This is a genomic window from Bradyrhizobium sp. SHOUNA76, from assembly GCF_023006445.1.
GTDB lineage: Bacteria > Pseudomonadota > Alphaproteobacteria > Rhizobiales > Xanthobacteraceae > Bradyrhizobium.
On record NZ_JALBHA010000183.1, the window covers coordinates 1 to 10,901 of the forward strand.

A 10,901-nucleotide genomic window follows, 5' to 3' on the forward strand; every position below is an offset into this window, starting at 1 on the left:
GGCGCCGCCGCGGCCGTCGGTGGTGCGGTAGGTGCCCGCACTGTGCCAGGCCATGCGGATCATCAGGCCGCCATAGTGACCGAAGTCGGCGGGCCACCACTCCTGCGAGTCGGTCATCAGAGCGGTGAGGTCCTTGATGACCGCGTTCAGGTCGAGCGTCTTGAATTCCTTGGCATAGTCGAACTCCTTGCCCATCGGATCGGACAGGTTGGAATTCTTATGCAGCATCTCGATGCTGAGCTGCGTCGGCCACCAGTCGCGGTTCGCCGGCACGCGTTTTCCACCCGAAAACGGGCACTTCGAAGTGTCGTCCATGAATACCTCCTCTGGTGGCGTCGAACTCGCGCCTTTGACCAGGTTGAATCACTCTAAGCGCCGCCTCCTATCAGGTAAAGTTGACTTTAATGATCGCTGCGATAGGATTTTCTGATGATCAACCTGACGCTGCGCCAGCTCCGGTATTTCGACGCGTTGGCGCGGCACGGCCATTTCGGCCGCGCGGCTGAGTCCTGCTCGATCTCGCAACCGGCCTTGTCGATGCAGATCAAGGAGTTGGAGGAGACGCTCGGCGGCTTGCTGCTGGAGCGCAGCGCCCGGCAGGTGGCGCTGACCCGGTTCGGCGAGGAGCTCGCACAACGCGTCCGCGACATTTTGCGCTCGGTCGATGAGCTCGGCGATTTCGCCCGCGCCTCCCAGGATCGCTTCGTGGGCCGGCTGCGCATCGGCATGATCCCGACGATCGCGCCTTATCTCCTGCCCACGATCACCAAGAATCTCACGCGACTGCATCCGGAGCTCGACATCCGCGTGCGCGAGACCATGACGCCGCGGCTGATCCAGGAATTGGTGGAGGGGCGGCTCGACACCGCCATCGTGGCGCTGCCGGTGTCCGAACCCTCGCTCACCGAGGTCGCCCTGTTCGAGGAAAAATTCCTGCTGGTCCGGCCGGGTGCGGATGAGGGAACGCCGGCACCTTCGCGCGAGATGATGCGCGAGATGCGGCTGCTGCTGCTCGAGGAGGGCCATTGCTTCCGCGATCAGGCGCTGTCGTTCTGCAACATGCAATCGGCGCCGCCGCGCGAGATGCTGGATGCCAATTCGCTGTCGACGCTGGTCCAGATGGTCAGCGCCGGCATCGGCGTCACCTTGATACCGGAGATGGCGGTGCCGGTGGAAACGCGATCGGCCTCGGTCTCGCTCGCGCGCTTCCGCGATCCGCAACCATCCCGCACCATCGGCATGGTCTGGCGCAAGACCAGCCCACTGGCCCGGCAGCTGCTGCAGATCTCCGAGGTGGTGTGCCTGTCGGCCGGCAAGGCGCGCCCGCGTCCTGCCGTGCGCAATCACCGGACCTGAGCGCCGGATGTCGCATCCGGTCATCCGCCCCGCCCGCGCAGACGAATACGACGAGGTCGGCCGCGTCTGGATGGAGAGCTGGGTCTCGACCGGCCTCGGCGAGGCCAGCGACTTCCTGCTGGCAAATCTGCGCGCGCGCGTCCGGCGCGAGATCGAGGACGGCTGGAGCCTGTTCGTCGCCGACGATCACGGCACGATCGCCGCCATGCTGGCGCTGCATGTGCCGAAGCTCTATCTCGACATGCTCTTCGTCGGGCCCGCCTATCAGGGCCGGTCCCTCGGACGGACATTGCTCGCCTTCACGCGCACGCAAATGCCCGACGAGATGCATCTGCGCTGCGTGCGCGAGAACGAAAAAGCCTGGCGCTGGTACGAGCGCGAAGGTTTTGTGTTCGAGCAGGAAGCGGTCGAGCCGTCGAACGGGTTCGTGATGAAGTATTATCGGTGGAAGCGGCGACGGCCAACCGGATAGACGCCGACCTCCGGGTGCAGCTTGCGGTTGTCACACTCCCACCCTATTGTGGCGAAGCCGATGACCTCCTGCCTCTGATCTCCCGGAATTCATGGTTCGCATTGCTGTCTCGCTGATCGCGCTCCTGTCCATTTGGACCTCGGCAGTCGCGCAAACTCCTCCAACACCCGCCGCGCCTCCCGCTCAGACGGCGGCGCCGGCCAAGCCGGCAGTCAAGAAGGCGACGCCGAAGGCCAAACCGACTGCACAACAACCGGTCGCGGCTGCGAGCGGCCCCTGTCAGATCGGCGTCATTTCCGCGATCGGAGACCAGTTCTCGGTGCAACATGTCGGCCTCACGATGTTCGGCAACGAGTACATGGAGGCGCCGATCGAGACGTGGGGTATCGATGATCTATTCGTCGCGAGGGTTCGCGCCGCGGCTCCCGGCACGGCTGTCCGAAAGATCGCTTACGCAAAGGGAGCCTTCAAGCCATACTATCATCCGGAAGCGAAACTGTTCCGCAATGACCGTGACGACCTGACGGTCCTGGTGCGGCAGATCGTCGACGGTGCAAATTGCGAACGCTACGTCGTAGCCACCAAAGCCCGCGTTTCGGTTGATGGCACCAACCAATCAATCGAAGGCCTCGGGGTCTACAAGAATTGGGCGAGCCCTTTCGGGCGCGGCGTCGTGGTTGCCTATTTCCGTATCAACGTTTTTGACGGACGAACTTTCGACATCCATCGAGCGCCTACCCGGAGCTTCGGAGATGCGATTGCTTCGAGTTTTTCCAACAAGAACGACAATATGCAGATCCTCAACAATCTCGAGTTTCCCAAGACTCCTGAACAGGTGACCAACAGTGCATTGCTGCGTGACAGCACACGCAGCCTGCTCACGGCCCAGCTGGACAAGTATCTACCCGCGTACATCAAGGGCGAGTAAGCGCATTTGCCGACGGGACACGACAAAGGCTATTGCTCGGCCGCTTCCTGCGGCCGGACTCCGTTCAACGTTATGCCCCGGCTGGTCGTCGTTGCGGCTGTCGTGTGGTGCTTTTCGATATCTGCTTGGGCGCAGACCAAATCAGGACCACCAGGGACGGAGACGGCAGGACCATCCGTCAAGCAAGCCAACAGCAAGACGACTACTCGGCGGGAAGCAACGGGCAAGCCCGCCCCCGTGGTCGGCGGCTCGTGCGACGTCGGTGTCGTGGTCACTACCGGCGACGAGTTCACCGTGCTGACGACCGGCTTGACCGTATTTCAGAACAAGAAGATGGTGGTCCCGATCCCAGGCTGGGGACTCAACGATCTAATCTTCGCGCGGACTCGCGCCGCGATCCCTGCCGGCATGTCCGTCCTGAGAATCCCCTACAACCCTACGAAATTTCCTCCCCGCGATGAGTCCAAGGACACATTGAAGGACAGGCTGTTCCGCGATCTCAACGCGGAACTGGCCGAATACATGCGCCAGGTCGCGAAAGGAACGAATTGCCGGCACTATATCCAGATCCTCAATTCAATCAGCCCTATCGGGTCATCCAACTACACGGTCCGCGGCTTCGGCATCCTCAACCAGGATGTGGTGCTCGGGCGTCGCATCTATCTCTACGCCCTGGCGTTTATCCGCATCTTTGACGGGCGCGACTATTCCGTTGTTAGACAGAGCTCTGCGCTGATCAACATGCATCATTCCCTGGCGGTGCAGAGGCTTCTGGGCAAACAAATCGGCGGCCCCTATCGCGAATTACCCGCAGAATCGTTCCCAACGCGCCCTGAAGATGCCGCCGCCAATCCCGCACTGCGCGACGACGTACGCGCCATGCTGACGGAAAGCCTCGATAAGACGTTGCCGCTCTTGCTTGGACTTCGACCAGCAGTGCGCCTAAGCGATACCAAACAACATTGACCCACATGTCGTTTATGCTGGTTGGCTTCTACCCTGCACGCTGTTGGCCTTCCCGCCGATGAAAGGTTCCCCGCCATGATCAAGCTCTATTGGTCGCCCCGCTCGCGCTCGTTCACGACACTCTGGTTGATGGAAGAGAGCGGCCTTGCCTATGAGCGCGTGCTGACCGACATCTCGACCGGCGCGCAGAAGGCGCCGGATTTCCTCAAGGTCAACCCGATGGGGAAGGTGCCGGCGCTCAGCGACGGCGACGCGGCACTCGGCGAAGCCGCCGCCATCTGCGCCTACATTGCCGATCGCTATCCCGAGACGAAGCTTGCGCCTGGGGTGACCGATCCGCGCCGTGCGCGCTATCTGCAATGGCTCTTCTTTTCGCCGGGCTGCATCGAGCCCGCCATCATCCAGATCTTCACCAAGATCGAAATCCCGACCTCGACCGCCGCCTGGGGCAGCGCGACGCAGGTGTTCGACGTGCTGGAGGCCGCGCTCGAGAAGGGGCCCTGGATTCTCGGCGAAGAATTTTCGGCCGCCGACATCACGATCGGCTCGGGCCTGAATTTCGCGGTGCGTCTGTTCAAGATGGTGCCGTCGCGCCCGGCGTTCGACGCCTATCTCGCGCGCTGCATGGCGCGGCCGGCATTCCAGCGCGCGGAGAAGATCGCGGCAGGGTGAGGCAGCTCTCGTAGGATGGGCAAAGGCGCCTTCGCCGTGCCCACCATCTGCAATTATTAAGAGACGGTGGGCACGTCGCTTACGCTCCTTTGCCCACCCTACGGAAACTGCGAACGCTTCATTCCGCCTTCAGATCGTCCGGCCTCGGCATCAGGACGATGTTGTAGCCGGAATCGACATAGTGGATCTCGCCGGTCACGCCGCCGGACAGATCCGACAGCAGATACAGCGCCGAGCCGCCGAGCTCGTCGAGCGTGACACCGCGGCGGAGCGGCGAATGCTTCTGCATGTAAGCGAACATCGCACGCGCCTCGCCGATGCCCGAGCCGGCGAGCGTGCGGATGGGGCCTGCGGAGATGGCGTTGACACGGATGCCGCGTGGTCCGAAATCGGAGGCGAGATAGCGCACGGAGGCTTCCAGCGCCGCCTTGGCCACGCCCATCACGTTGTAGTTCGGCATCGCGCGCTCCGAGGCGCCGAAGGTCAGCGTGATCATGCTGCCGCCCTCCGTCATCAGCTCTGCGGCGCGCTTTGCGATTTCCGTGAACGAGAAGCAGGAGATCACCATGGTGCGCGAAAAGTTCTCGCGGCTGGTGTCGGCGTAGCGGCCCTTCAGCTCGTTCTTGTCGGCAAAGCCGATGGCGTGGATCACGAAGTCGAGCCGGCCCCACTTTTCGCGCAGCACATCGAAGGTGGCATCGACGCTGGCGATATCCTCGACGTCGCAAGGCAGCACCAGATCGACCCCGAGCTGCTCGGCCAGCGGCTTGACGCGCTTGCCCAGGGCCTCGCCCTGGAAGGTGAAGGCGAGCTCGGCACCGTGGGCATGCAGCGTCTTCGCCATGCCCCAGGCGATCGAATGATCATTGGCGATGCCCATGATCAGACCGCGCTTGCCTTTCATCAAACCTTCCATTGCCTGCTAGTCTCCGCTCTTCGTCATGCCCGGGCTTGTCCCGGGCATCCACGCCCTTCGCAGCCAGAAGCTAAGACGTCGATGGCCGGGACATCTGGCGCGAAGACGCGCTTCGCGCTTTTGCCCGGCCATGACGAAACAATCATCAGTCGGTAACGACGTCACGCATCCAGCCGGCTGAACACCAGCGTGGCGTTGGTGCCGCCGAAGCCGAAGGAGTTCGACAGCACGGTGCCGATCTTGACGTTGTCGATGCGCTTGCGCACGATCGGCATGTCGGCGAAAACAGGATCGAGCTCCTGGATGTGCGCGCTTTCGCAGATGAAGCCGTTGTTCATCATCAGCAGCGAGTAGATCGCCTCCTGCACGCCGGTGGCGCCCAGCGAGTGGCCGGTCAGCGCCTTGGTGGCCGAGATCGGCGGGCACTTCTCGCCGGTGCCGAACACCTTTCGCAGCGCCTCGATCTCCGGGGGATCGCCGGCCGGCGTCGAGGTCGCGTGGGGATTGATGTAGTCCACCTTGGTCTTCACCGTCGACATCGCCATGCGCATGCAGCGCTCGGCGCCTTCACCTGATGGCGCGACCATGTCGTAGCCGTCCGAAGTCGCGCCGTAACCGACGATCTCGCCGTAGATGCGGGCGCCGCGCGCCTTGGCATGCGCGAGCTCTTCCAGCACCAGCACGCCGGCGCCGCCGGCGATGACGAAGCCGTCGCGGTTGACGTCGTAGGGGCGCGAGGCCGTGGCAGGCGTGTCATTGTACTTCGAGGACATCGCGCCCATGGCGTCGAACAGCACCGACAGCGACCAGTCCAATTCTTCGCAGCCACCGGCGAAGATGATGTCCTGCTTGCCGATCTGGATCGTCTCATAGGCATTGCCGACGCAATGATTCGACGTCGCGCAGGCCGAGGAGATCGAGTAGTTCACGCCCTTGATCTTGAACCAGGTCGCAAGCGTCGCGGAGGCCGTGGACGACATCGCCTTCGGCACTGCAAAGGGTCCGACGCGCTTTGGTCCCTTGGTGCGGGTGATGTCGGCGGCTTCGACGATGGTGCGGGCGGACGGGCCGCCGGAGCCCATGATGATGCCGGTGCGGATGTTGGAGACTTCGTCAGGCGACAGGCCCGCGTCCTGAATCGCCTGCTCCATCGCGACGTGATTCCAGGCCGCGCCCTGGCCGAGGAAACGCATCGCGCGGCGGTCGACCACCGTCGCAGGATCGAGCGTCGGCGCGCCGGCGACCTGCGAACGAAAGCCGAGCTCGGCATGTTTCTCAGCCCGAGAAATGCCCGACTTCGCCTCGTGAAGGCTCGCAAGCACTTCCTGGGTGTTGTTTCCGATCGACGAGACGATGCCCATCCCGGTGACCACAACCCGCCTCATGACAGCCTCGCCTTAAATCGTTGTCTTCTTGGTGATGCGCTCAGCCCAGGCTCGTGCCCTGCTTGAACAGGCCGACCTTCAGATCCTTCGCGCGATAGATAATCTGGTCATCGACCGAAAGCCATCCGTCGGCGATCCCGAGCACCAGCTTTGAACGCATCACGCGCTTGATATCGACGTTGTACACAACCTTGCGTGCCTCCGGCAGCACCTGGCCGCTGAACTTTAATTCGTTCAGACCAAGCGCGCGCCCACGACCTTCGCCCCCGGTCCAGCCCAGATAAAAGCCGACCATTTGCCACAGCGCGTCGAGGCCGAGGCAGCCGGGCATCACCGGATCGTTCTTGAAATGGCAGCCGAAGAACCAGAGGTCGGGCTTCACGTCGAGCTCGGCGCGCACCACGCCCTTGCCAAACTCCCCGCCGGTCTCGCTGATTTCCGTGATGCGATCGAACATCAGCATCGGCGGCAGCGGCAGCTGGGCATTGCCCGGGCCGAACATCTCGCCGCGGGCACAGGCCAGCAGATCTTCGTATTCGTAACCGTTGCGCCTGTTCAGCATGCCCGAGCCTCTGTTTGAATTCCGATTGAGCGACGTTTTTTGGCGAAAATGGGCCCCGTCTCGGTTGGAGAGCAACGCCATTGCCACAGTCAGGCGAGGCTCCCGCATGCCCCGGATGGACTGCCGACCGGGCCTCCATGCCCCGGCTGCGCCAAAATCGGCTAAGCGGAACCGCGCGCTCTCTAACACAGGCCATTTCGGGTGGCAAAGCGCATCCATCAAGGTAAAATGGCGCGATCCCGGCCCGGTTCCAAGTCTGATTAGAACCCCTCTAGTTGCGAGAAACTTGCATCTGCATCTTTCTGTTCTTATATTGCAGATAGATATTGTTCACGCGTGCCCGAAATCTGGAAATGAGCGAGAATACAGCGCCCCGTCACGACGACGACGTCCATTCGGCAGCCCTGCTGTCCGGCCGCCACCCGGCTTTGACCGGCTGCCCCTGGCACGACGTCAACGAAATGCTCCAGTCCGCTGGGCTGCGTCCGACGCGCCAACGCATGGCGCTCGGCTGGCTGTTGTTCGGCAAGGGCGCACGGCACCTCACGGCTGAAATGCTCTACGAGGAAGCGACACTGGCCAAGGTTCCAGTGTCGTTGGCGACCGTCTACAACACGCTGAATCAGCTCACCGATGCCGGCCTGCTCCGCCAGGTCAGCGTCGACGGCACCAAGACCTATTTCGACACCAACGTCACCACCCACCATCACTACTACCTCGAGAACAGCCATGAGCTGGTCGACATCGAGGACCCGCATCTGGCGCTGTCCAAGATGCCGGAGGTGCCCGAGGGTTACGAGATCGCGCGCATCGACATGGTCGTGCGCCTGCGCAAGAAGCGCTGAGATTTTTCTAGGCTGAGAAGATCGTCATGGCCGGGCTTGTCCCGGCCATTCACGTTTTGGACCAGGCGAGAAGCGCGTGGATGCCCGGGACAAGCCCGGGCATGACGTTGGGCAACGTTCGCCCGCCTCCGGCGTCAATTCACCTGCTCGTCCGAATACACGCCCCAGAGGCGCTCCTGCTGGATCCAGCCGTCGAAGCCGTTGCCGGTGACGCGGCACCAGTTTGCAGTGCACTTCTTCACCTGGGTGACGACGCCGGCCTGGAGCTTTGCGGCAACGGCGCTGTCGAGATCGGCACGATCGTAGATCGGGGCGAGATCGTCCTTGTGCTTCATGGTGACGACCGCGGTGCGGCGGCCCGACAGCAGCGAGTGATAGACCCAGCCCTCGGCGCCCTCGGAATCGCGCACCCGGCGCCAATTCTCGAACTCGGCGGTGATTTCGACCGGCAGGCCGGCACGGGTGTAAACCCAGGCCACGTCATTGTCCTTGGTCGGGCCGGCGCGAACGTTGACGTGATCCGATTTGAGGCTGACGTAACGCGGCACAGGCAGGCCGCTGGTGGTCTGCGGGGTGTTGTCCTTGGCCGATTGCGAGGGGCCGACCGAGGCGCTCCACCAGGTGCAGACAAGCGCCATCACCGAACAAAAACGCCCCAACGCCATCAACTCGTCTCCTGTCGAGGACCCGGCCTTGCCGGACCCTCACCCCAAAATTCCAAACCTGCCGCGTCGATCCCGAACCGCCCCACGCGGGTGTTCCCCAAGCCTGCCCCGTGGTTCTTGTCTTGGCCCGGCCTTCTGCTAGAGAGGACGGGCACTTGAACAACCAGTTTGCCCCGATTTTCCGGCCGGAAATCTCGGGAGAGCTTGGAGGAAACGCCGGGGACGGACACGGCAAGGGCAGTGTCGAACAACCGGGTTAATGAGGCCTCAACGGCCGGCCTTTGGCGACAGAGGCGGCCCGCGACGCCTCATGAGAGCAGGACATGTCGGTGAAGAAAAAGCCCCTCGTCGTGGTGACGCGCAAGCTGCCGGATTCGATCGAGACGCGGATGCGCGAATTGTTCGACGCGCGGATCAATCTCGAGGACACGCCGATGTCCGCCGACCAGATCGCGGAAGCCGCGCGCACCGCCGACGTGCTGGTTCCGACCGTCACCGACCATATCAGCGCCGACATCATCAACCAGCCCGACTGCAAGCTGCGGCTGATCGCCAATTTCGGCAACGGCGTCGACAATATCGACGTCGAGGCCGCGCACGCCCGCGGCATCACCGTCACCAACACGCCGAAAGTCCTGACCGAGGACACCGCCGACATGACCATGGCGCTGATCCTCGCCGTGCCCAGGCGGATGATCGAAGGCGCCTCGATCCTGACCGAAGGAAAACCCTGGCCGGGCTGGTCGCCGACCTGGATGCTCGGCCACCGCATCGGCGGCAAGCGGCTCGGCATCATCGGCATGGGCCGCATCGGCCAGGCGGTCGCGCGCCGCGCCCGCGCCTTCGGCCTGCAGATCCACTATCACAACCGCCGTCCCGTGGCGCCAAAGATCGCCGAAGAGCTTGGCGCGACCTATTGGGAAAGCCTCGACCAGATGCTGGCGCGGATGGACATCATCTCGGTGAACTGCCCGCATACGCCGGCGACCTATCATTTGCTCTCGGCGCGCAGGCTGAAGCTGATCCGGAAAGACGCCTACATCGTCAACACCGCGCGCGGCGAGGTCACCGACGAGGACACGCTGATCAAGCTGATCGAAGGCGGCGAGATCGGCGGCGCCGGGCTCGACGTCTACGAGCACGAGCCCGCGGTCAATCCAAAACTGGTGCGGCTCGCCAAGGCCGGCAAGGTGACGCTGCTGCCGCACATGGGCTCGGCCACGATCGAAGGCCGCGTCGAGATGGGCGAGAAGGTGATCATCAACATCCGCACCTTCCTCGACGCGCACAAGCCGCCGGACCGCGTGCTGCCGAGCATGCTCTGAAGACTATCCGGCTGCGTGACAAGCCCTCCGACCTCATCCTGAGGAGCCGCGAAGCGCGTCTCGAAGGATGGCCCCGGGCGAGAGCCGGGCCTGCATGGTTCGAGACGGCGCTTCGCGCCTCCTCACCATGAGGGGCTCCTATCTGCGCGTTTCGCGCTTGCGCCAGTCGGCGACGAAATCGATGAAGGCGCGCAGCGCGGGCGGCGTCTGGCGTCGGCTCGGGTAGTACAGGAACGGGCCCGGGAACGGTTCGCACCAATCTTCCATCAAGCTGACCAGCGTGCCGGACTTCACGGCATCGCCGACATAGCCATCGAGCGTCGCCCAGATGCCGACGCCGTCGAGCGCGGCGCGCATCGCAAGGTTCATGTTGGTCGAGATCAGTTTTGCGGGCGGATCGACCTTCACGACCTGGCCGGCCTTCTCGAACTCCCAATCGTGCATGACGCCGCTCGAATAGCGCGCGCGGATGCAATCATGATCGAGCAGATCCTTCGGATGAAGCGGCTTGGCGCGGCGCGCGACATAATCGGGCGAAGCGACCACCACATAGCTCTGCGGTCCACTCAGCGGGATCGCCACCATGTCCTGCGCGAGATGTTCGCCATAGCGCACGCCGGCATCGAAGCCGGCACTGACGATGTCGACGAAGCCGCTTTCCGAGACGATGTCGAAATCGACCTGCGGATGCGCGCTAAGAAACGGCCCGACCATCGGTGCCAGCACGAGATCGACCGCCGGCGGCGGCGCATTGATGCGCAGGCGGCCCGAGGCGACCTCGCGCAGGCCCCGCACCTGATCGAGCGCAT

General features: G+C 63.3%; 12 protein-coding genes and 1 pseudogene. 7 read left to right on the forward strand and 6 right to left on the reverse strand.

Annotation, left to right across the window (positions count from 1 at the left end; translation table 11 throughout):
* Nucleotides 1-315 (reverse strand): annotated as a pseudogene (locus MOV74_RS19480) (catalase-peroxidase); the annotation flags it as partial.
* A gap of 114 nt (nucleotides 316-429) precedes the next feature.
* Here MOV74_RS19480 and MOV74_RS19485 point away from each other — a divergent pair.
* The 5 genes from MOV74_RS19485 to MOV74_RS19505 all read left to right on the forward strand — a co-directional run bounded on the left by MOV74_RS19485 (nucleotide 430) and on the right by MOV74_RS19505 (nucleotide 4,394).
* Entirely contained in the window at nucleotides 430-1,356 is a 927-nt protein-coding gene (locus tag MOV74_RS19485; protein ID WP_246925738.1) for a hydrogen peroxide-inducible genes activator, read from the forward strand.
* 7 nt (nucleotides 1,357-1,363) lie between these two features.
* The gene (locus MOV74_RS19490) at nucleotides 1,364-1,828 is read left to right on the forward strand and encodes a GNAT family N-acetyltransferase (protein ID WP_246925739.1); all 465 of its coding nucleotides are present in this window, start codon (nucleotides 1,364-1,366) and stop codon (nucleotides 1,826-1,828) included.
* 319 nt (nucleotides 1,829-2,147) lie between these two features.
* Entirely contained in the window at nucleotides 2,148-2,756 is a 609-nt protein-coding gene (locus MOV74_RS19495) for a hypothetical protein (RefSeq protein WP_246925740.1), read from the forward strand.
* Between the two features lie 72 nt (nucleotides 2,757-2,828).
* Entirely contained in the window at nucleotides 2,829-3,722 is an 894-nt protein-coding gene (locus MOV74_RS19500; RefSeq protein WP_246925743.1) for a hypothetical protein, read from the forward strand.
* A 75-nt stretch (nucleotides 3,723-3,797) separates the two neighbouring features.
* Nucleotides 3,798-4,394 carry a glutathione S-transferase family protein gene (locus MOV74_RS19505; protein WP_246925746.1) on the forward strand — a complete coding sequence of 199 codons (597 nt, stop codon included), beginning with the start codon at nucleotides 3,798-3,800 and terminating at the stop codon, nucleotides 4,392-4,394.
* Between the two features lie 118 nt (nucleotides 4,395-4,512).
* On the opposite strand, the gene fabI is transcribed toward MOV74_RS19505, so the two are convergent.
* The 3 genes from fabI to fabA all read right to left on the reverse strand — a co-directional run bounded on the left by fabI (nucleotide 4,513) and on the right by fabA (nucleotide 7,257).
* Nucleotides 4,513-5,310 (reverse strand): enoyl-ACP reductase FabI, encoded by a 798-nt coding sequence (fabI, locus tag MOV74_RS19510; RefSeq protein WP_246925748.1) that lies wholly within the window; start codon nucleotides 5,308-5,310, stop codon nucleotides 4,513-4,515.
* Nucleotides 5,311-5,471: 161 nt separating this feature from the next.
* Nucleotides 5,472-6,695: a beta-ketoacyl-ACP synthase I gene (fabB, locus tag MOV74_RS19515; protein ID WP_246925750.1), complete on the reverse strand. Its 1,224-nt coding sequence runs from the start codon at nucleotides 6,693-6,695 to the stop codon at nucleotides 5,472-5,474.
* A gap of 40 nt (nucleotides 6,696-6,735) precedes the next feature.
* The gene (gene fabA, locus MOV74_RS19520) at nucleotides 6,736-7,257 is read right to left on the reverse strand and encodes a bifunctional 3-hydroxydecanoyl-ACP dehydratase/trans-2-decenoyl-ACP isomerase (protein WP_246925753.1); all 522 of its coding nucleotides are present in this window, start codon (nucleotides 7,255-7,257) and stop codon (nucleotides 6,736-6,738) included.
* 353 nt (nucleotides 7,258-7,610) lie between these two features.
* On the opposite strand from fabA, the gene irrA reads away from it, so the two are divergent.
* The gene (gene irrA, locus MOV74_RS19525; protein ID WP_212083389.1) at nucleotides 7,611-8,102 is read left to right on the forward strand and encodes an iron response transcriptional regulator IrrA; all 492 of its coding nucleotides are present in this window, start codon (nucleotides 7,611-7,613) and stop codon (nucleotides 8,100-8,102) included.
* A gap of 134 nt (nucleotides 8,103-8,236) precedes the next feature.
* Here irrA and MOV74_RS19530 read toward each other — a convergent pair whose 3' ends face one another.
* Nucleotides 8,237-8,767 carry an SH3 domain-containing protein gene (locus MOV74_RS19530; RefSeq protein WP_246925756.1) on the reverse strand — a complete coding sequence of 177 codons (531 nt, stop codon included), beginning with the start codon at nucleotides 8,765-8,767 and terminating at the stop codon, nucleotides 8,237-8,239.
* 323 nt (nucleotides 8,768-9,090) lie between these two features.
* On the opposite strand from MOV74_RS19530, the gene MOV74_RS19535 reads away from it, so the two are divergent.
* On the forward strand, nucleotides 9,091-10,092 hold the full coding sequence (locus MOV74_RS19535) for a D-glycerate dehydrogenase (protein WP_018323404.1): 1,002 nt from the start codon (nucleotides 9,091-9,093) through the stop codon (nucleotides 10,090-10,092).
* A gap of 138 nt (nucleotides 10,093-10,230) precedes the next feature.
* On the opposite strand, the gene MOV74_RS19540 is transcribed toward MOV74_RS19535, so the two are convergent.
* A partial coding sequence (locus tag MOV74_RS19540) for a LysR substrate-binding domain-containing protein (RefSeq protein ID WP_246925759.1) occupies nucleotides 10,231-10,901 on the reverse strand: 671 nt, incomplete at its 5' end.